The organism is Vibrio kanaloae, from assembly GCF_024347535.1.
GTDB lineage: Bacteria > Pseudomonadota > Gammaproteobacteria > Enterobacterales > Vibrionaceae > Vibrio > Vibrio kanaloae.
In genome coordinates, this window is record NZ_AP025498.1 from 1095052 (window position 1) to 1116640 (window position 21589).

The 21589-nt window shown below is 42.7% G+C and carries 14 protein-coding genes; 9 read left to right on the forward strand and 5 right to left on the reverse strand.

Annotation, left to right across the window (positions count from 1 at the left end; translation table 11 throughout):
* The first annotated feature begins 96 nt into the window (after nucleotides 1–96).
* Nucleotides 97–2781 (forward strand): bifunctional acetate--CoA ligase family protein/GNAT family N-acetyltransferase, encoded by a 2685-nt coding sequence (locus tag OCV24_RS19180; protein ID WP_150877194.1) that lies wholly within the window; start codon nucleotides 97–99, stop codon nucleotides 2779–2781.
* On the opposite strand, the gene OCV24_RS19185 is transcribed toward OCV24_RS19180, so the two are convergent.
* The gene (locus OCV24_RS19185; RefSeq protein ID WP_017058293.1) at nucleotides 2770–3657 is read right to left on the reverse strand and encodes a LysR family transcriptional regulator; all 888 of its coding nucleotides are present in this window, start codon (nucleotides 3655–3657) and stop codon (nucleotides 2770–2772) included. The two genes, OCV24_RS19180 and OCV24_RS19185, sit on opposite strands and share 12 nt — an antisense overlap.
* A gap of 224 nt (nucleotides 3658–3881) precedes the next feature.
* On the opposite strand from OCV24_RS19185, the gene OCV24_RS19190 reads away from it, so the two are divergent.
* Nucleotides 3882–6029, forward strand: a complete 2148-nt coding sequence (locus OCV24_RS19190; protein WP_150877192.1) for a TonB-dependent hemoglobin/transferrin/lactoferrin family receptor — start codon at nucleotides 3882–3884, stop codon at nucleotides 6027–6029.
* A gap of 347 nt (nucleotides 6030–6376) precedes the next feature.
* Here the strand turns inward: OCV24_RS19190 and galE are convergent, their stop codons facing one another.
* Nucleotides 6377–7390, reverse strand: coding sequence for a UDP-glucose 4-epimerase GalE (gene galE, locus OCV24_RS19195; protein ID WP_136997799.1), 1014 nt, complete (start codon nucleotides 7388–7390; stop codon nucleotides 6377–6379).
* 429 nt (nucleotides 7391–7819) lie between these two features.
* Here galE and OCV24_RS19200 point away from each other — a divergent pair, with 429 nt between their 5' ends.
* From OCV24_RS19200 to OCV24_RS19210, 3 genes are all read left to right on the forward strand, one after another.
* Nucleotides 7820–8563 carry a 5-oxoprolinase subunit PxpA gene (locus tag OCV24_RS19200; protein ID WP_017058296.1) on the forward strand — a complete coding sequence of 248 codons (744 nt, stop codon included), beginning with the start codon at nucleotides 7820–7822 and terminating at the stop codon, nucleotides 8561–8563.
* 120 nt (nucleotides 8564–8683) lie between these two features.
* Nucleotides 8684–9445 (forward strand): 5-oxoprolinase subunit B family protein, encoded by a 762-nt coding sequence (locus tag OCV24_RS19205; RefSeq protein ID WP_136980346.1) that lies wholly within the window; start codon nucleotides 8684–8686, stop codon nucleotides 9443–9445.
* Nucleotides 9438–10388 (forward strand): 5-oxoprolinase subunit C family protein, encoded by a 951-nt coding sequence (locus OCV24_RS19210; RefSeq protein WP_102508654.1) that lies wholly within the window; start codon nucleotides 9438–9440, stop codon nucleotides 10386–10388. The genes OCV24_RS19205 and OCV24_RS19210 overlap by 8 nt, the downstream gene beginning before the upstream one ends.
* A gap of 141 nt (nucleotides 10389–10529) precedes the next feature.
* Here OCV24_RS19210 and OCV24_RS19215 read toward each other — a convergent pair whose 3' ends face one another.
* The 3 genes from OCV24_RS19215 to OCV24_RS19225 form a co-directional block, all read right to left on the reverse strand.
* Nucleotides 10530–11984 (reverse strand): FAD-dependent oxidoreductase, encoded by a 1455-nt coding sequence (locus OCV24_RS19215; RefSeq protein ID WP_017058299.1) that lies wholly within the window; start codon nucleotides 11982–11984, stop codon nucleotides 10530–10532.
* Between the two features lie 531 nt (nucleotides 11985–12515).
* Entirely contained in the window at nucleotides 12516–14954 is a 2439-nt protein-coding gene (locus OCV24_RS19220; protein ID WP_150877190.1) for an ABC transporter permease, read from the reverse strand.
* Nucleotide 14955: 1 nt separating this feature from the next.
* Nucleotides 14956–15630: an ABC transporter ATP-binding protein gene (locus tag OCV24_RS19225; protein ID WP_017058301.1), complete on the reverse strand. Its 675-nt coding sequence runs from the start codon at nucleotides 15628–15630 to the stop codon at nucleotides 14956–14958.
* On the opposite strand from OCV24_RS19225, the gene OCV24_RS19230 reads away from it, so the two are divergent.
* From OCV24_RS19230 to OCV24_RS19245, 4 genes are all read left to right on the forward strand, one after another.
* Nucleotides 15629–16270: an arylesterase gene (locus OCV24_RS19230; RefSeq protein WP_150877188.1), complete on the forward strand. Its 642-nt coding sequence runs from the start codon at nucleotides 15629–15631 to the stop codon at nucleotides 16268–16270. The genes OCV24_RS19225 and OCV24_RS19230 overlap by 2 nt on opposite strands.
* An 81-nt stretch (nucleotides 16271–16351) precedes the next feature.
* A complete protein-coding gene (gene fabV / locus OCV24_RS19235) occupies nucleotides 16352–17551 on the forward strand; it encodes an enoyl-ACP reductase FabV (protein ID WP_150877186.1) in 1200 nt (399 codons plus the stop codon).
* Between the two features lie 179 nt (nucleotides 17552–17730).
* Complete coding sequence (locus OCV24_RS19240) at nucleotides 17731–19638, forward strand: sensor domain-containing phosphodiesterase (protein ID WP_150877183.1); 1908 nt, start codon at nucleotides 17731–17733, stop codon at nucleotides 19636–19638.
* Between the two features lie 121 nt (nucleotides 19639–19759).
* Nucleotides 19760–21415, forward strand: coding sequence for an ABC-ATPase domain-containing protein (locus OCV24_RS19245; protein ID WP_137007152.1), 1656 nt, complete (start codon nucleotides 19760–19762; stop codon nucleotides 21413–21415).
* The last annotated feature ends 174 nt before the right edge of the window (nucleotides 21416–21589 follow it).

Genomic DNA, 21589 nt, shown 5'->3' on the forward strand with positions numbered 1-21589 from the left:
GTGTCTGCTTATTCATCTGAATTCGGTGAATTTGCCATCAACCTATCAGTGAAAAGTAAGTTACGATGAACTTACGTGCATTGCTAGGATATGTCTATGAATCATCTTGATCCCCTACTTAAACCCCGCTCTATCGCTGTTGTTGGCGCTTCGCAACGAGAAACGCGTGCGGGCTATATTGTTATGAATAATTTGTTGCACGGGGATTTTAAAGGTGCGGTGATGCCAGTTACACCGAAATACGACTCAGTGGCTGGCGTACTCTCTTATAAGAAAATTCTATCCCTACCTATCGTTCCAGACCTTGCGATTTTGTGTACGAATGCGAAACGCAACGTCGCCATTTTTGAAGAATTGGCCGAGAAAGGCATCGCGTCAGTAATTGTACTTTCCTCCGACATGCAACAGCTAAGCGATAATGGTGAGACATTTGATGAAAGATGCCTAGCGATTGCCAAAAAACACAATATTCGCGTGCTCGGTTCAAACAGCTTAGGGATTATTGTTCCATGGCTAAACTTAAATGCCTCTTTCTCTCCCGTTACTGCGCTTCCCGGAAAAATTGCGTTTGTTTCCCAGTCTGCAGCAGTTTGTACCACTATTCTTGATTGGGCGAACGACAAGCAGATTGGTTTCTCTGCGTTTATCTCCATTGGTAATGGCAGTGATATTGAATTCTCAGAGCTTTTAGATTATCTGAGTACCGATTCTCACACCGAAGCGATCTTGCTTTACATTGACAGCATTACGGATGCAAGGCGCTTTATCTCTGCAGCACGTGCAGCGTCGCGTAACCGACGAATCCTAGTATTAAAAGGCGGTCGAACAGCGAAAGGAAGAGCGGCTGCTATGGCACACACAGGCGGTGCGGACACTCTAGACATTATTTACGATTCGGCAATCCGACGCAGTGGCATGCTGAGAGTTAAGAACTTACATGAGTTGTTTGCCGCGGTAGAGACACTGACTCACTCGGTGCCACTGCGTGGTGAGCGTCTCGCTATTGTCACTAATGGTGGAGGCCCTGCGATTATGGCTGTAGACACGCTTTTTGATCGTGGCGGTAAGTTAGCAGAATTATCCGATGAAACACTTGATAGATTAAGCAGAGTTTTGCCAGCGAGTTGGTCCCATAGCAATCCTATAGATATTGTTGGTGATGCCGGCGATCAGCGTTATATCGATACTATCAACATACTGCTTGATGGTGACGAAGCTGATGCCATTCTTATCATGCACAGCCCTTCTGCTGTCGCGCATTCCGCTCAAACAGCGGAACGAATTATTGAAGTGATCAAGAAGCACCCTCGCCACAAACGATTCAATATCTTAACTAATTGGTCTGGCGAATTAACAGCACGGCCCGCGAGAAAGCTGTTTACTGAAGCGGGAATTCCTACCTATCGAACGCCAGAAAGTTCTGTGGTTGCCTTCATGCACTTGGTCGAGTACCGACGCAACCAACGTCAGTTAATGGAAACCCCAACGACTGCAGAAAAAGTACACATTGAAGACTTGGCAGATGCGAAGAATTGGATTAAACGCCAACTACTGGATAAAGATACAGTTAGTCTTGATACCCATCAAAACAGCCAATTTTTTAGACACTTCAATTTGGATGTTCTTCCGACTTGGATCGCTTCGGACCCAAGCGAGGCGGTACATATTGCAGAAACGATTGGTTATCCCGTTGCAGTAAAACTCCGTTCACCAGACATCGCACATAAGTCAGATGTACAAGGTGTGATGCTCAATCTGCGAAACAGCAGTGAGGTAGCAAATGCAGCTCAAGCGATTCTCGATCGATCGCAATTGTCGTTCCCTACCGCTCATATTCATGGTTTGTTGATTCAAGGAATGGCCAAGCTCGCAGGTGGTCAAGAGCTACGCGTGAAAGTAACAACCGATGAAACCTTTGGACCAATTATTCTGCTTGGTCAAGGTGGATCTGAATGGGATGAATCCATTGATGCGGCAGCTGCATTCCCACCGCTTAACATGACACTGGCTCGATACTTGATTATTCGAGCGATAAAGAGTGGCAAGATTCGCCTGCAAAAGTTGCCTAACCCGATCGATATTGAGGGGCTTTCTGAACTATTAGTTCGTATATCTCAAATGGTGGTTAATTGTCCTGAGATACATGATTTGGATATTCATCCAGTGCTTGCCAATGGAGACAAGTTCACTATATTGGACGCCGATATTATTTTGAAAGCGTATGAGGGAGATCCGCAAGAAAGACTCGCGATTCGCCCATACCCAGTTGAACTTGAAGAGACAATACAGTTGAGAGACGGTACTGAGGTGCTGCTACGCCCTATCCTTCCGGAAGATGAGCCGCTTCACGCAGACTTTATTAACCGGGTCTCCAAAGAAGATCTTTATAAACGCTTCTTTAGTGATGTCGGTGAGTTCAATCACGAGGCATTGGCGAATTTTACTCAGATCGATTTTGATAGAGAAATTGCATTTGTTGTTGTGCGTAAAGAGCAAGGCCTTCCTGCGATCATCGGTGTTTCCAGAGCTTTGATTAACCCAGAGAACACAGACGCTGAGTTTGCAATACTGATACGCTCTGATCTGAAAGGCGCCGGCTTAGGTCGGATTTTGATGACTAAGGTAATCGATTACTGCCGAGCAAAACAGACTAAGCAAATGTCTGGGATGACGATGCCAACGAACAGAGGAATGTTGACACTAGCTCGAAAACTCGGTTTTAAGCTAGATATCAGTTTTGAAGATGGTACTGCAGATATGGTGTTGCCGCTATTTGAGTGACCATGTCTTTTTAAGGTGCTGAATACACCAAGATTTGGCGTCGCCCATTTTGTTGCGTCGCCAAGCCATCACGATATCGATAGGTTGTGGCTCAGTCCCTGAAATTTTCTGTAGAACGCCAGACTCGATCAAAGGTTCAGCAACACTACTTGGTAAAGTACCAATACCTAAACCAGTGGTTAACGCTTCTACTTTTGCAGAAAAGCTTGTCACGGTTAATCGCGGTTGTTTTTCTAAAATATTGATACTTAATGCTGGTTGATCACGGGCTGTATCCGCAATTGCAATTACCCTGTAACTTTCTCTTGCCTTCTGGTCAAATTCACCTGAACGTTTGTGAACGTAGTGTTTTGATGACGCTACCCAAACCATTTCCATTTTACCAATTACGTCACTTTTCATGTCATTTGGAATAGTGTCGACTTTTGGGCAAACCAGTAAATCTGCGCGGTCATCGGTCAGTGATTCCCAACAACCGGCAAGGATCTCTTCTTGTAATCGAACGCGTGTCTTACTGATTTTTCCTAGTTCATCCACGAGTGGGAAGAAATTAGCAACCGGAATAATACCATCAAAGGCTATTGTTAAGTCGAGCTCCCAACCATTTGCAAGAATACTGGCTTCGTTTACTAATTTTTCCGTCGCACCAAGAATCACTCTGCCTTGTTCTAATATCAATTGCCCCGCTTCTGTGAAGTTTGCACGGTGGCCGGATCGATCAAAAATCATGATGTCTAAGTCTTGCTCTAGCTTTTGAATTTGATAGCTGAGTGATGAAGGGGCTCTATCCATTTCATTTGCCGCAGCGGCGAAACTTCCACGTCGCTCTATGGCATCTAATATGTGTAATGCTTCAAGTGTTATTGGGCTATGCATAGCTTTCCTACTTTACAAATGAGACTTTAGTCACAAAAACAGAAGCATTCGCCACGTGAATGGAACTGTAAAAGTCTTTTTAATACAGATGTTTAAGAATGTTGATTATGAATCAGTTGATAAAAATAAAAATTAATTAAATGCAAATAATAGTAATTATCATTTAGATCCAATATTATCTTTCGCAAATCAAGATAATACTATGGAATTAAGGTAACTATCAGATGTATAAGCAATCCCTACTCTCTGCTTCAATCATTTTAGCGCTTTCATCAACCTCAGCCTTTGCTGAAGATTATGCCCTATTTGACGAGGTTGTTGTATCGGCAACTCGTACGAATCAAACACTTATCAATACAGCGGCTTCTGTTACTGTCATCTCTGATAAGCAAATTGAAGAGAACATGGCAAAAGATGTTAATGAAATCTTCGAATACACTCCAGGTGTGACGATGAACTCGAGCTCTCGCCAAGGCGCCCAGACTATTAATATTCGTGGCATGGAAGGCAAACGCGTTAAGATTTTGGTCGATGGTTCATCGCAACCAGGTTCATTTGATGGTGGCCCTTATGCATTTATTAACTCTAGTGGTATTTCAATCGATCCCGACATGTTAAAAAGCGTCGAAATCATCAAAGGCGCTGCTTCAAGTCTACACGGAAGTGACGCTATTGGCGGCGTTGTTGCTTTCGAAACTAAAGACCCTTCTGATTTCTTAAAAGATGGCGAAGATTTTGGTGGTCAAGCTAAACTATCTTACTCTTCGGAAGACAACTCTTTTAGCGAACATGTTGCGTTAGCGAATCGATTTGGCGACCTAGAAACATTGGTAGCTTACACGCGTCGAGATGGTGAAGAGTTGCAAAACTTCCGCAACCCTAACGACTTAGAAAACTACGCTGTTGAAGGTCAAGATACCTCAGCAAATAATCTTTTGGTTAAGTTACAATACCAGTTAAACGAAAGTCATCGTATCGAGTTTTTAGCTGAGCTAATCAAAGATACTTCAGACTCTGACATCTACCACTCAAGTTACGATAGCTATACAGGTGCTGATGACACAACGCAAAATCGATTCGCTATTAAACATATTTGGTTCGCTGATAGCGCAATTGCCGATACCGTGACGAGCAAAATATCGTACATTTCTAAAGAAGAGAATGGTGTAACGAAGCGCTTTAAACCAGCTGGTCCTGGATTTCCACCTTACGTACCTGCTAACAACGATAATCTTCAAACAAAAGATTATGAATACACAGAAGATAAACGTGAGATAGAAACGCAATTAGATAAAGAAATTGACAACCATTACCTAGTGTATGGTGCGACTTATACACATAGTGACATTAGTAACACCAATATGGAGTACAACTCTGATCCAGCGACTGATGATCAGCTTTATGTATACACTCCTGATGCTAAAGAGCAAAAATTCGGTTTGTTTGTTCAAGATGAAATTAGCTTAATGAATGACAGGCTGGTTGTTACTCCAGGTGTTCGTTTTGATTACTTCTCAACGGATCCAGGAACCATCACTACCGAATCGTTGGCAGATTTCTCTGATTCCGCAGTAACAGGTCGTTTAGGTTCAACATACAAACTGACAGATACAGGCACTATTTTCGGCCAAATCAGTCAAGGCTTTAGAGCTCCTTCTTTTGATGAGCTTTACTACACCTATGACAACCCTGGACACGGCTACGTAAATGATTCAAATCCAGATCTGAAGTCAGAAACCAGTATCTCTTACGAGTTAGGCTACCGTCATAATACTCAAGCTTCATCATCTGAAATTGCGGCTTACTACAGTGACTACGATGATTTTATCGAGACAGTGGTTACGAAAAAGGTTGGCGGAACAACGCACTATTCTAACGTTAACTTAGATTCGGCAACGATTAAGGGGATTGAGTTCTCGAACACGTTACTTTGGGATGTTTTGGTAGGCGCGCCTGAAGGTATTTCGACACACTTCGTTGCATCATACACAGAAGGTGAAGACGGAAACGGAAATGCGTTAAATAGTGTGAACCCTTGGAATGCTGTATTAGGTCTTAACTACGATGCGCCAACCCAAAATTGGGGTACTAGCCTTAAGTTAAACTACACGGCTGACAAGTCTGCTTCAGACATCAACTTCGATGACAAAAGTGGCGGTAACGCTGGTCAAGCTGAGCTTCCAAGTGCCACGGTTGTTGACTTAACAGCTTACTATAAGCCGATCAAAGATCTGACTATTCGTGGTGGCGTGTTTAACTTAACTAATGAAGAGTACTACCGTTGGAACGACATTCGCGGAGATGATGAGCTTTACAAAGAAAACTCGCAAGCGGAAAGAAACTACGGCATCTCAGCTAAATACGAATTTTAATTTGTTACAAACTCAAATTGCAGAAACTAAAAAGCCAGCTTAATGCTGGCTTTTATCTATTTCACTAAAAATTGTATCAAAAAGGAATAAGTGAAATTGTGTCTTACTTTTCTGCCATTTCTTTCTTAACCATTACTGTAGCAGCAATGATGAAAGTGATAATTAGGCCTAGTTCCATGATTAACTCCAAGGAAAATTAACATTAAACATATAATTCGCGCGTATAGTAACACAACAAATACAGAATGATACATTTTAACCGAAAAGTTCATTTTTTATTCTTGTTAGATCAAAAAAGATGCCCTAAAGCATCTTTTTGTATGTTAACTGACCATAAAACTACTCGTTTAGCCCGGGAAACCATCAGGGTTTGTTGACTGCCAGCGCCATGTATCTTCGGTCATTTCATTCAGTGTACGTGTCGCATTCCAACCTAGTTCTTTCTGCGCTTTAGCCGGATCTGCCCAGCATTCTGCGATATCGCCAGGGCGGCGCTCAACCAGTTTGTATGGGATTTCTTTACCGCTCGCTTTTTCAAATGCTTTAACCATATCTAGTACGCTTGAACCGTTGCCTGTACCAAGATTATAGATATGAAGACCAGCTTTGCGCCCTACTTTTTCAAGAGCTGCGATGTGTCCATCAGATAGATCCATAACGTGGATATAATCACGAACGCCAGTACCGTCTTTTGTTGGGTAATCGTTACCAAATACCGATAGGAACTCACGTCGGCCTACTGCAACTTGAGAGACAAATGGCATTAGGTTGTTTGGGGTACCTTGCGGGTCTTCGCCTAACTCGCCACTTGGATGTGAACCTACTGGGTTAAAGTAACGCAGCAATGTAATACTCCAATCTGGATTCGCTTGTTGGAAATCGGTTAAGCACTCTTCAACCATTAGCTTGCTACGGCCATAAGGGTTAGTCGCACTTGTTGGGAAGTCTTCTGTAATTGGCACACTAGCAGGATCGCCGTAGACCGTTGCTGATGAACTGAATACTAAGGTTTTTACATTAGCTTCGCGCATCGCATCAACAAGAACTAAAGTGCCGTTCACATTGTTGTCGTAGTATTCAAGAGGCTTAGCAACCGATTCGCCTACTGCTTTTAGTCCTGCAAAATGGATAACCGCTTCGATATTGTTCTGCTTCATCGCTTCAGTCAAAAGTGCTTTATCGCGAATATCACCTTCAATGAAATTAGGGCGAACGCCAGATACTTTCTCAATGCGATCAAGAACGCTTGGCTTGCTGTTGTACAAGTTATCGAAAAGTACAGGCGTCATTCCTGCGTTAATCATCTGGATACTTGTATGGCTGCCAATGTAGCCCATGCCACCTGTGACTAAAACATTCATGTTTAGTAGACCTTTTTATTAGAAATATTCAACTTATAGCCTATGATACCGCAATTTAGAGCGAAGCCACAAACCTCGATCTCTTTTGATGTTCATAAGAAAACACGAATTGACCGTTCTTATGTGTTTTGCTCGATAGCTTACTCCCCTTAGACCACGGTTACTTCCTCAATGAGATCGTGCCTCTTTGCCTTTCTTATGTAAGAGAATTATTTAATAGTTCAGAGTATTTACCTTCAAGCCGGATGCGCTACTTTATTATTAGTGTGACCTGACATTTTTTATTGAAGTTTTAATATTGTATTAATGAGGTGTTAATGGGTGGGAGTGCTAAAACTTTGAGTTAAATCACTGTTTAATTGTGCTAATTATACGAACGTCTTTAAGGTCGGCAGCTCCTAACTAACACAACTTAAAAGGACTACATAAGTGACAACGAAGATTTTGCTTAATTGTGACATGGGAGAAAGCTTCGGCAATTGGAAAATGGGTGATGATGAATCGGTCATGGAATGGGTCGATATGGCAAATATCGCTTGTGGCTTTCATGCGTCAGATCCACACGTAATGTCCAAAACCATCAAACTTGCTCAACACTACCATACTCAAATCGGTGCTCACCCAGGGTACCAAGATTTAGTTGGATTTGGACGTCGTTCCATTCCACATACTATGGATGAGATCAGTGAGTTAGTATGTTACCAAGTTGGGGCCTTACAAGCCCTTTGCCGCTATCATCATACCTCGGTTGGATATGTGAAACCTCATGGTGCCCTTTATAACGATATGATGGCGAACACTGATGTTTTTAATGCAGTCGCTCAAGCGGTGGCTGAATTTAATATCCCTCTCATGATTCTTTCTTCGTCTGACAATCAACAATATTTAGACATCGCTGATGATCATGACTTACCCCTTTTGTTTGAGGCATTTGCAGACCGAGCTTACTTGAACAACGGGCAGTTAGCACCTCGCACACAAAAAGGCTCGGTGTACGTGCATCAAGACGATATCTATAATCAAGTCATGCAAATCATTAACTATGGCTCCGTCACAACAATTGAGGGGGAACGACTGCCTATTGAAGCTGATACCATCTGTGTACACGGAGATAACCCTCAAGCCATCGCATTAATTAGAAAAATCCGACAAGACCTCAACGCTTTTAATTAATATCACTGCTTTCAATTTATACCAGTGTGACTTGAGCAAATTTCTACTCGTTGGCTAAGAACAACTTACAAGCTGATACTGCTCTAAACATGGAAGTTGGAATAAATGTATGGAAAGGAAATGACGAAAAATCAGATTGAATTCAATATAGAGCCCGTTGCTGAATGCAGTGTTCTCGTTACGCTAATACCTTTAAACCCTCACTCTAGTGCTATCGATGCTCAGTATATGGCGCACTTTTCTGATGTTATTCGCCAGAATCTAACGCCCGTGTTGATGAATGTGACACCGGCTTACCACACCATATTAGTTGATTATCTACCTTATCGAATTTCAGAACAGCAGCTGATAACCCAGCTAAGCTCACTGTTAACTCAGGCCTTACCCTTATTTTCAAACACCACCGACACGACGAATATTATTGAGCTCCCCGCTTACTATGCATCTGAAACAGCACTCGATTTAGGTAGATATCAAGAGAAAGGCTTATCTCTGGACGATATCATCCAATATCACACCTCAGAGACATACAGTGTCAGTGCGATAGGATTCATTCCCGGTTTTGCTTTTATGTCGGATGTGGTTAGTGAACTGGCTTTACCTCGTCACTCAACGCCACGTTTAAGCGTTCCTAAAGGCAGCATCGCGATTGCAGACTCCAAAACCGCGGTTTACCCATCTGATTCACCAGGTGGTTGGAACATTATTGGAAACTGTCCATTGTCGCTGTTTTCCCATAGCCAATTGAAGAAGGCAGATATCACACCAGGTCCATTATCCCTGCTTAATGTCGGAGACAGTGTGCGTTTCAAATCGATATCAAAACAGGAGTTTATGGAGCTTAGGTCTATGGAGATTAGTGGAGGTGGCGCTCATGAGTAAGTTAAAGGCTAATCCAACCCTCACCGTAATCAAACCCGGCCCATTGAGTCTGATCCAAGACTTTGGCCGTTTTGGCATTGCTCACCTCGGACTTACACAAGGTGGCCCTGTTGACGATTACTCTTATAGTTGGGCCAATTATCTGCTAGGAAATACCGTTAACCAAGCTGCGTTAGAAATAACCCTTGGGCAATGTGTTTTAAAAGTTGACTTCGATTGCGAGATGGCAATCTGTGGGGGGGATTTACAAGCAACACTTGACGGTAGCCCGCTGGATAATTGGAGCTCTTTCCAAGCTTTTAAAGGACAACTGCTATCATTCGGACTACCTAAGAACGGGCTACGCGCATATTTAGCGGTTAAGGGAGGCTTCGACGTTCCTCTTACGCTCAATAGCTGTTCTACCGTAACACGTGAAAAAATTGGAGGTCTCACGCAAGACGGGCAACCTTGCCAAAAAGGCCAAAAGATAAGTTTTACTCAACATGACCTCTCTACCCCTTTTAAGGCTCTGAGCGTCACCTTTCGTTACAAACCCGATTACAATTTGCCAGTCAATTTACGCGTGATTGAAGGCTATCAGAACGAGCTATTCACAGAGTCAGCAAAAGAGACTTTTTACAATGCCCAATATATCGTTGACCAAAACTCGAATCGAATGGGCTACAGACTCAATGGTAAACCTGTTACTTCTCCTGATAGCTCCTTACTGTCTGAAGGCATTGCACTTGGTGCTATTCAAATCCCACAAGATGGGCAGCCTATTGTGTTGCTCAATGACAGACAAACTATTGGTGGTTATCCGAAGGTTGGCTGCGTTGCAAGAATCGACTTACCGCGTTTAGCACAAGCTAAACCTGGCCATGAGATATCTTTTAGTAAAGGCGAGCGATTGGGATTACAAGATTTGTGGTGTCAGTGGGCGAAGTTTTTTGGTTATTGATACACATCTTTGGATGGATACTCCTCGATTAAGATAGCCAAATAAGACGTTAAATTGAAAAAATCCAGCTTACTGTAAATCGTAAGCTGGATTGTGTTTTTTTGAGATCTTGTATTAGGTATTAAGCGAATTAGAGCGTTTTTAACAGTGTTCTTGTCCTGAGACCTTAGCAAGCGCGTCTGGATAACCTCGCTCCTTGGTCAAGCTTATCGCCCTGTTTTCAATATCGTTCACATTGAGTGACATTGTCACGGAGTGGGCGTCTTCAATCGATACGGCTTCAGTCATATCAAACCATTGCTCAGCAACTTTTTGCGCGGCCTCTAATGTTGAAGACGCTTTAACCACTTCAAGTCGAGCATAACGCTCACCACAAAATGAAACATCTGACGCCCTAAGGCTAGGGTCGGTTCCTGGTATTTGTTGTGCACCGAACAAAGGTTTGCCGCCAACCTGTGCAGAGCTAAAACTTGGAATGAATTGAGACATATGGGTAATTGCCGCGCGAGTTCTCAATTCAAGCTGCTCTTCACTCCAACCTGATACGATTTTCTTTAACAGCTTAGACGGCAACAGCGGTTGTGATGAGTTTGTTGAAGAGGAAACCAACCCTCCCTCAAACAGAGTAATCCCTTCCGTCATACCGTGGAGTTGAAACACGCCGTCAGCATACGGCGTTAATTGAGCCATGCCTTGCGGTGTGCCTCTCGGCCCATGGAAGATAACCTCGGGCCACTCTTCTTTACATTCTTGTGAGTAAGGCCACTCTGTGACGTACGCAGCTTTAAATTCAACAAGCCTTTGCTGCTTGGAGCCGACAAAGTCATCAACAATACCGGTTTCGAAACCACTCGCATTAATCAAATAGTCGGTTGTTAAAATATGGCTTTGATTTTCATGGTCTGTATAAGTCAAAGACCAACCTTGCTCTATAGCTTCAACGGATTCTAAGCGACTGTTGGTTAATACCGTACAATTAGGTTGCTGGCCTAAAGATAGTTGAGCGGTCGCAGAGAGTCGAAACACACTCCATCCATACTCTTGAACCATGGCGACGGGATATTTGAGCGTGTCTAAATCAGTATGTTTAGCAAAAGGAATACACCAATCATCGAGTGACATTGGTTTTAGTGGTTGAGTTCTTTCAGCTATCTCTAACAGATCTTCTTTGCTGTAGAGCTTGTAGTACTCTTCAGGATCACCAAGTACTTGGTTGCTTTTATCTTGTTTAACAAGCTCAGCATAAGCATCCTTAATCACCTTAAGGCGAGGAAGAAGATCCATCGGTTCCCCTCCATCACTATGCGGAACCGCAATGACTGTCGGTCGAATATTGATCGTGTGAGGAAATAGGCGGACAGTATCAATTGACTGTATGAGCAATTGAAGACATTGCTCTACAGAAATATCTCGATACAAATTGCCACCAGCGTGTAAATGGCAAATTGGCGGGCCATTAACTAAACTCGGCCCTTTTTCCAAAATAGTGACATTAAAGCCCAACTCACTAAAGTGAATAGCGCTTGTTGTCCCCGCAATACCACCACCAACAATGGTAATAGAAGCTTGATTTTTATCCGTTTTGTTGTGGTTCATCGTGTTCTGTAGAATAAGATTAACTGACGCTATTCTACTTTTGTTCTGCGATGAATTAAAACACATTTTTATCAAGGTCTTAGCTTGGCGTTAATTAATATCTATGTAAAAAATATAAATAACCTCTTGACTCAATTACCCCAGATAGAGTTTTAAAGGTTATTCTAACAGTCATATTTGCCCTAAGTGACGCCACATAAAGGCTGTCTCAGTACTCTTAAAACACAGGTATTAACTTATCCCTAAAGTTATCCACCGTTTTTGTGGATAACTGTTGATAACGTTCTTGCTAAGTTGCGCAAACCCTTTGTTTACAGGGACTAACCGTTGTTCATTAAATCGGCATAATTGCACAATTAGTTTTAAAAAATGCTGAAAACCAATGATTTTAAAGTGTGAAATTTCCTTTTCACGGTACTCGCTGGTTAAATAAAAAAGACCAAATGATGGTTTCTATAACTCGTTTGTGACTAAGTATAAACATTCACAATTAGTCCATTTTACAAGTTGTGTCAGTGGTAAGCAGTATGTCTAGCTGAAGTCCTTACTTGCCGGGGCTAATAAACGTTTAATCAAGCTGTTAACTACGGCGGCTAGCATTATAAAAGTCAGCACAGGTAAAGCAGCCCACAACGTGGGGTGAAACGAAGGGGGCAGTTCGAAGCCAAAGCTCATCACTCCCGCTACGCTGAGCTCTGAACCGAACGCCGCGATAGAGCCCGCCACTAATGCCATTAACCCATACTCGCACCAAATCGTATTCAGAATCCGTTTCTTACTCGCGCCTAACGTGCGATACAAACGAATTTCTTGCTGCCTTTGAGATAAGCTCAATCGTAACAGTGTGAAGATGAGTAACAGTCCAGCAACCACACCAAGCGCTGCAAGTACAGTGATTGACCAAACAATCTGTTTAAGCAGTTCTTGGATTTTGCTGCCCATCTTACGAATATCCATCAAACTCACTGTTGGGTGATTTCGAGATAGTTCATTGAGCATCTGATTGTGTTTATCTTCGAGTCTGAAGCTCACTAACCAAGTTGACGGAATCGAGCTCAATACATCTGGAGTAAATATGAAGTAAAAGTTTGGCTTCATTTCACGCCACTCGACTTTTCGTATGCTATTAACCTTGGCTGCAACATTTTGGCTGTTTATCGTAAATGTAAGTTCATCACCAATTTGTAAGCCGAGCTCTTTTGCAACCTCAGACTCAACAGACACACCCTGCTCTTGTGTCCAGCTTCCTTCGAGTACCTCATTGTACTCAGGCAAGCTATCGCCCCAAGTGAAGTTGATTTCACGTCGAAGTGCATCGGTCTTGTCTGACGTATTACTGTATTTAGCCGCTTCTACCTTGTTGATCGTCGTGAGTCGACCTCGAATAATTGGAAACGCTTGGGTCCGTTCTACTTGATTCGAATCAATGGTCGCTAGATAGTTCTCTTTCTCATAATCAGCAATATTAAGCGCGAAAGCATTTGGTGCATTTTCTGGTAACGTTTGTTGCCAATCTGACAACAAATCACTTCTTACCAGCCAAATAATAGATAACAACATTAAAGAGAGTGCCAAAGAGCCAAACTGAATACCTGTCGCCAATGGTGTACGATTTATTCGGCTTAACGCTAAGCGCATTGATGTTGAAGTTGGTAACTTGCTAAACAGGCGCAGAACAACGGTACTTACAATAGCTAACACTAAGAACAGACACGCAATACCGGCTAAGACAATCCATACCAACAGATTGTCGCCATACATCAATATCATTGGAACGATAGGCACAAGCAACAATGCGAACTTTTTGTAGCTGTCGTGTGCCTTATGGCTTGATTGGATAACACTAATAGCCGATGTGTTGACCAAGCCGATTAATGGTATACCTAATGCAGGCACCCCTATTAAAATGCTTGATAGAATAGCTAACACAGCAGGCTCAATGCCATAGCTTGGAAGTGGCGATGGCAATAAGTCACCTAGTGGGATGCGAAGCAAAAATTCTAAACCTATGCCTATCGTAATACCTAATACGGCGCCAATCACGACTAATAGAGATACCTGAACCGAAAGCCATTTAATGATCCACGGCTTGCTCGCCCCCAAACTTTTTAGCATCGCGATGGTTTTACGACGACTCGCCACGTAGTGCTGGCAAGTGAGCACTAAAGTCGTTGCAGCCATGATCACGACGATGGCGACGGTGAGTGACAGGTATTGCGTTGTGTTTTCAAACATCTCGTTGGTGCGGCTTGCTGAATCTTGCGTGCGCCAGCGATCACTTGGTGTTAGCTCGATACTGTCTTGTGCAGCTTTTAGTTTGTCATCATCACCATTCAAAAATAGCCTGAAACTCACACGGCTTCCCGGTTGAATGGCACCAGTCGCATCGATATCACTTTTGTGTATCAATACCGCAGGCATTTGCTGAAATGGGTTAAAGCTCAACCCCGGCTCTTGAGTGATGCGCCCTGTTATTGTTAAATCCGCATCACCAATTGTGACATTGTCACCCATTTCAACTTCTAGCTGTGCAAATATACGTTCATCCAGCCAAAGCTCACCCGGTTCAACATGATTACGAGACGCATCATTAGCGCCCTCCAATATCATTTCACCGCGCAATGGATAGTTACTCTCAACCGCTTTCACCGTCACCAACTGCATTGAGTTATCACTGAATGCCATGGTGGAAAAACGGGTTAGTTCAGAGCTTTCCAACTGCTCAACCTGAGTGAGGTCGAGTAAAGGTTGTGGAATTGGATTTGCTGAGATAAACACACTGTCTGCTGTTAAAGCATCCTTACCCTGTTTAACAATGACTTGCTCCATACGCTCTGCCAACGCTGACAACGCGAATACACAGGCAATAATTAACGTCAAAGCGATGGACACTGGCCAAAGTTGACCATGTCGAATTTCTTCGATGCTCCATGAGAATAATCGCTTATTCAGTCCATTTGGTGAATTCAATTTAGACTTCCTCTATCTGACCGACATGCATTTTGAGAGTTCGCTGGCAACGTTGTGCAAGCTTAGGATCGTGCGTTACCAAGATCAGTGTTGTGCCGTGTGATGAGTTTAGTTCAAACAACAATTCAATAATTTTGGCTGCTGTTTGTTGGTCTAGGTTACCCGTTGGTTCATCTGCAAATAGGATCTTAGGCTTAATCATGAACGCGCGGGCCAAAGCGACCCTCTGTTGCTCACCACCAGATAGCTGAGACGGTAAATGATCAAGCCTGTCTTTCAAGCCTACTGATTCAAGCAGAGCAGTTGCACGTTCGGTGTCTTCGTCTTCTCCCTTCAACAAACAAGGCAGCGTGACATTTTGTAGCGCAGAAAGGCTTGGGATTAATAAGAAGCTTTGAAAGACAAACCCCACGGATTCACTGCGGATCTTAGCCCTTGCTTCATCATCAAGTCGCGAGAGTGGCTGCCCTAATAAACTAATCTCACCTTTCGTTGGTACATCAAGACCTGCGAGTAACGTCATTAAGGTCGATTTACCTGCACCAGACGTTCCAACAATAGCGATAGTTTCGCCTTCACGAATATCGATATCGACATGCTCTAAGATTGTTAAATGTTCTTGTTTAGTAGACACTGTCTTAGAAACAGCTTCTGCTTTTATTATGGATGTATGCATGACTCGACTAATTTCCTTTTTATTCTTTATTTTACTTTCAACCGCGTCTCTAGCCCAAAATAGTGAGCTAGTTAGAAATCCTACGTTAACTCCAAAAGCGACTCTGTTGATCCTTGGCGATAGCTTGAGTGCTGGTTACAACATGGATATCAAACAGAGTTGGCCAAGTTTGTTACCTGAGGCGCTATCGAAGCACAATAAAGAGGTTACCGTGGTTAACGGAAGTATTTCTGGTGACACAACGGGTAACGGCTTAGCTCGTCTACCACAACTTCTTGAAGAGCATGCTCCTGATAGTGTTCTCATTGAACTAGGGGCGAATGATGGGCTTCGCGGTTTTCCACCTAAGTTAATGTCTGCAAATTTAGACCAAATCATTGAACAAATAAAAGCCGCAGGTGCCAAACCTATTATTATGCAAATTAGAATCCCGCCTAATTACGGTAAGCGTTACAACAAGCAATTTGAATACGTGTTTGCGTCTATTGCCGATCAAAAAAAGGTACCACTTCTTCCGTTTTTTCTGGAACATATCATCCTTAAACCAGAGTGGATGATGAACGATGGACTCCATCCAAAACCAGAGGCTCAACCTTGGATTGCGGAATTCGTCGCCGGAGAATTATATCAGTATCTTTAGGTTTTAATGGTCTAGCTCAATAAATTTTACACAGTTTTACGTTAACCTGAGTGCATATCATTGTAAACTGCAAGGTTATTTATGCTGATCGAACCTATTATCAAAGGTGTGGTAGCCAAAAACGCACACCCATTAGGCTGCCAAGAAGCCGTAAAGCAACAAATCAAGTTTGTTAAGAGCGCACCTCAAATTAAAGACGGTCCTAAACGTGTACTGATCATCGGTGCTTCCTCTGGTTTCGGTCTTGCCGCTCGTATCGCCCTTACCTTTGGGGGGGCAAAAGCTGACACCATCGGCGTTTCATTCGAACGTGGTCCTAATGAAAAATCGCTAGGGACTGCCGGTTGGTACAATAACATCTACTTCAAGAAAGAAGCCGAACGAGAACAACGTATCGCTATCAACATCGTTGGCGACGCCTTCTCCCAAGAGACTCGATCTCAAGTTGTCGAAGCCATCGAAACCTACTTCGAAGGTGAAGTCGACCTGATTATCTACAGCTTAGCTACTGCCGTCAGACCTAAGCCGGGTTCCGAGGAGTTTTGGCGATCTGCTATTAAACCAATCGGAGAAAGTGTCACCGGAGCTACGATTTCACTTGAACACGATAGCTGGGTAACCAACACTCTCGAAGCGGCGACGGAAGAAGAAGCACAAAGTACACTCAAAGTCATGGGCGGAGAAGATTGGGAAAGCTGGATAGACGAGCTAATCAACGCGGAATCTATCGCTCCAGGATGCAAAACGATTGCATTTTCTTATGTTGGTCCAGAAGTAACTCACCCTATTTACTTAGATGGTACTTTAGGCCGCGCCAAGATAGACCTTCATCAAACAAGCCATGCGCTCAATCTTGAATTAGCGAACTTTGGTGGTAACGCTTATGCTACGGTCTGTAAAGCTCTGGTCACTAAGGCCAGCGTATTTATTCCGGGGTTAAGCCCTTACCTGCTCGCTTTGTATAAAGTAATGAAAGACAAAGGGACACATGAAGGGTGTATTCAACAAATGCAGCGCTTGTTTAGCTCTAAACTGTATGGCCAAGACAAGATACCGCTTGATGGTGAGCGCTTAATTCGAATGGATGACTTGGAACTTGATGAAGAGACTCAATCTCATGTTACAGAAATTCTTAAAAGCATGGATGAAAGCAACTTTCAAGCGTTGGGCGACTATCAAGGGTTCAAACAAGAGTTTTTGCAGTTAAATGGTTTTGCCCAACAATCGGTAGACTATAGTCAGCAACTTAACACCTCTGATTTCATAAAATTAGTGCCTTAAGATAAAATCATCTTAATACTGAGACACGTATTCACATTCGAGAACCTCTGCTTAATTGCAGAGGTTTTTTTCTATAACTTTTCTTATACTTATTAAATGATATATTTATAGGTTTTTTGGATTCATTGTGGTTAACACAGGATGTGTTGATGCATTTAGCATAATTGACTCGGAGTCATATGAAGAAAATACAAACTCTCGATCTAGATATTCCAGACGACATGAAGTCTGGCTGGCAGAACATCGTAGACCTTTTGGCAGAACTGACTCAAACGCCAGCAGCACTGATCATGCGCGTTCATGCCAATTCTATAGAAGTATTTTCAACCAGTAACAGTCAATACAATCCCTACACTAAAGGGGATTCAGAAACCTTAGGGAATGGGCTTTATTGCGAAAGCGTGATGCAGTCTCAGCAACAGTTGATTGTGCCCAATGCTTTAAGTGACCCTCAATGGAAAAATAACCCAGATATAGAGCTTGGTTTAGTCTCATACTGTGGTATCCCATTACTTTGGCCTAATGGTGAACTCTTTGGCACTATTTGTATTTTGGACTCTAAAGAGAACCACTATACTCCTACCTATATCAAGTTATTAGAAAGCTTCCGTACTTCGATAGAGTCTCAGCTCAAAACTTTATTTCAGCACGCTAAGCTTACTCAAGTGAACCGTGAGTTAAAAAACCGCGTCTATAGTAGAACTAAAGATCTCGCCAGTCTTAACTATTCATTAAACCTAGAAATTGATAAACGCAGAGCCGCCGAACAAAAAATAAACTTCCAAAAGAATCACGATCTCGGAACCGGTTTTTTGAACCGAAATGCATTTGAGTCTCGTTTAAATCAAAAGTTATTATCACAACGAAGGCTGACTGGTTGTTCGTTTGCTGTAATTCATATTGGATTTACTAATGGCAGACGTATACAAGCACGTTACGGCTATAATGCCTTAGATCAAGTTCTTGTCGAGTACCGAAAACGAATAAACAATATTGCCGATATTGAGGTATTAACTGCACGCCCTACTTCTGTCGATCTCGTTCTTGCATTTAGCGTTAAGGATGTACACCACCGACTTGAAGAACTCTGCCAAACTTTAGTTAAGGTTGGCCATTCTGAGTTTTTAATCGAAAATGACAAAGTTCATTTACATGCATTTATTGGGATTGCGATTACTGATAAGGAAGATCATGCAGAAAGCATTCTCCAAAAGTCCTCAGAAGCGATGCTTGCCTGTAAAGATTCCGGACAAAAGTTTGCTTACTACGCTCAGTCTCACACAGAAGAACAAAGCCACATAAATAAAATAGAAGGATATTTATTACAAGCCGTTCGTAACGATGACCTCATGCTCTATTTTCAACCTAAGGTCTGCCCTTTGACTCATCGTTGGCTAGGTGCTGAAGCCTTACTGCGTTGGCGTCACCCGGTTTTAGGAGACATCTCCAACGAAACCTTGATACACATGGCTGAACAAAATGGTTTGATTTTTGAAGTTGGTAGCTTTGTTCTACGTCATGCCATCGAAAAAGCCAAAGAGTGGTCTGAATACGTTGATGATTTCAAGATGGCCGTTAATGTATCAGCGGTACAACTTAAGAATGCGAACTTTGCGGAACAAGTTGTCCATTTATTAGAAACTTACCACCTTGAGCCTAGCTTCCTGGAACTCGAAGTTACCGAGAGTGGCCTTATCGCAGATGAAGTTGTAGCTAAAAACACTTTAGAACTATTACACGACATTGGTGTTACATTGTCACTAGATGATTTTGGTACAGGCTACGCCTCTTTCAGTTACCTTAAAAAGTTCCCATTTGACTCAATTAAAATCGATAAGAGCTTCATAGATCAGATGCTGAACTCAAATGAAGACTCTGAAATAGTTCGTTCGATTGTTCAAATCGCTAAGAAATTAGACTTAAAAGTGATTATTGAAGGCATAGAATCCGAAGTTCAGGAACAATTTATTATTGATGAAGGCTGTGATATAGGCCAAGGCTACCTCTATGGTAAACCGATGCCGAGTAAAGAATTCGAACACAGCTTAATCAATCAAAACTATTTAGGGACAACTCGATACGCTTAAAGCGCGAAAGAGTAGTTAGTTTTCGATTTAGGCCTACTTTCTCTTTACTCTATAGGTGGTGATTTTTATAATCGCCGCCTTTCTGTTTTTATCTTTCCCCCTTATATAGGCATTCCTCGTTATGGATCAGTTGACTGCAAAGCTTAAAAAGCTCGAAAAACAAAACTACCGTGCATATCAACAAATTAAAGGTCAATACGACTTTGCTGATTTTGAATTACACATCGACCACATTCAAGGTGACCCGTACGCGTCAGCTTCTCGTTTTCGCGCAACACGCGCGTGGTCGTTAACTGGGTTAGATTGGCTTAAAGAAAAGTCTTACGAATACCAAGTAGCGGCTCGTGATTTTATTGCACGTAGCTTCTCTGAATTCGCTAAACAAGAATCTTCCATCTCTATCGCTTTGACTGGCCAAACGGTTTTAGACAGTACATCGGTTGTCTTCACTGAGCACGGTATCGAACTTCGTTTCCGTATCAACCTACCTGCAGATGGGCGTAGCATTCTTGCTAAGAAAGCGCTCAACATAATCACTTTCTACTTACCAAAGTTTATTCGCCGTGCAACGCTTGAACGTGAACTGAACATCGATGCGATGATCGAACATTGTGAAACGATTGAAGACCAAGAAGCGCTACGTGCTCAATTAGACGAAAACAATCTAGCGTCATTCGTTGCTAATGGTAGTGTGCTGCCCCGTATCGCAGGTAACTGTGACCTTCCAATGAAAGATGCAGTTCCTTTTGCAGCGCCAGAATCATTGAGCGTAACATTAAACACACCAAACCAAGGTGATGTGACTGGCCTAGGTATTCCTAAAGGCATCACACTAATCGTTGGTGGTGGTTTCCATGGTAAATCGACACTGTTGAACGCCGTTGAACGCTCTATCTACAACCATATTCCTGGTGACGGTCGCGAAGGTATTGTGACTGCTATCGATACGATGAAGATTCGTGCAGAAGATGGCCGATGTGTGCACAGCTTGAATTTGTCAAACTACATCAACCATTTACCAATGAAGAAAGATACGTGTGATTTCAGTACTCAAGATGCCTCTGGTTCTACGTCTCAAGCGGCTTGGTTACAAGAGTCGATTGAAGCTGGTGTGCAAACTCTACTTATCGATGAAGATACGTCAGCGACTAACTTCATGATTCGTGATGAGCGTATGCAGGCTTTAGTCTCTAAAGGGGACGAGCCAATCACACCGCTTGTTGATCGTATCGGCCAACTACGTGAGGAGATGGATATCTCAACAATCGTGGTAATGGGGGGGTCTGGTGATTACCTAGACGTAGCAAACACTGTAATTCAAATGCACGACTACCAAGCGGTAGACGTGACTGAAAAAGCAAAAGATGTGATTGTTCAGCACCCTACTCAACGTACTAATGAATGTGAAACGGCTTTAGAGATGTTTGTACCGCGTTCATTGAACCGCGTATCACTGATGAACATTCTTATGGACGGCAAGTTCCGTGTTAGCGCGAAGGGCAAAGAATCACTGCGTTTTGGTAAAGAGTTCGCAGACCTTTCTGCATTAGAGCAACTTGAGTCAACATCAGAGGTCAATGCGATCGGTTGGGCTTGGTTTCAGTTTGCCCAAACGCCAGGTTGGTCAAATAATCCAGCGAAAGAGTTCAACACCATTTTAGAAAACGAATGGCACGCTAACATGCCAAAATACGGTGATTTAGCAAAACCAAGAACGTTGGACATAATGGCTGCTTTGAACCGTATGCGTAAGTCTCAGTTCAAATCTTCTGACTAGGTTGTCTACAAGGTAGCACTGTTTCAACTTGCGGCTCTCATTAATGAGGGCCGTTTTTATATGGTGTCCCTCCTTGCAATACAAACTCTATAACGATTAATACATCAATAACGCTATTTTTTACGTCGTTAACAGCTTACTTATTGGGTGTGACTTAAGCCGATATCTTTCAAT

Bases quoted from the DNA above. Each gene is read 5' to 3' on its own strand.
- OCV24_RS19205 (WP_136980346.1), top strand. From the start codon at position 8,684: ATGACGAAAAATCAGATTGAATTCAATATAGAGCCCGTTGCTGAATGC.
- OCV24_RS19240 (WP_150877183.1), top strand. From the start codon at position 17,731: ATGAAGAAAATACAAACTCTCGATCTAGATATTCCAGACGACATGAAG.
- OCV24_RS19215 (WP_017058299.1), bottom strand. From the start codon at position 11,984: ATGAACCACAACAAAACGGATAAAAATCAAGCTTCTATTACCATTGTT.
- OCV24_RS19245 (WP_137007152.1), top strand. From the start codon at position 19,760: ATGGATCAGTTGACTGCAAAGCTTAAAAAGCTCGAAAAACAAAACTAC.
- OCV24_RS19190 (WP_150877192.1), top strand. From the start codon at position 3,882: ATGTATAAGCAATCCCTACTCTCTGCTTCAATCATTTTAGCGCTTTCA.
- OCV24_RS19210 (WP_102508654.1), top strand. From the start codon at position 9,438: ATGAGTAAGTTAAAGGCTAATCCAACCCTCACCGTAATCAAACCCGGC.
- OCV24_RS19185 (WP_017058293.1), bottom strand. From the start codon at position 3,657: ATGCATAGCCCAATAACACTTGAAGCATTACACATATTAGATGCCATA.
- OCV24_RS19180 (WP_150877194.1), top strand. From the start codon at position 97: ATGAATCATCTTGATCCCCTACTTAAACCCCGCTCTATCGCTGTTGTT.
- OCV24_RS19225 (WP_017058301.1), bottom strand. From the start codon at position 15,630: ATGCATACATCCATAATAAAAGCAGAAGCTGTTTCTAAGACAGTGTCT.
- galE (WP_136997799.1), bottom strand. From the start codon at position 7,390: ATGAATGTTTTAGTCACAGGTGGCATGGGCTACATTGGCAGCCATACA.
- OCV24_RS19230 (WP_150877188.1), top strand. From the start codon at position 15,629: ATGACTCGACTAATTTCCTTTTTATTCTTTATTTTACTTTCAACCGCG.
- fabV (WP_150877186.1), top strand. From the start codon at position 16,352: ATGCTGATCGAACCTATTATCAAAGGTGTGGTAGCCAAAAACGCACAC.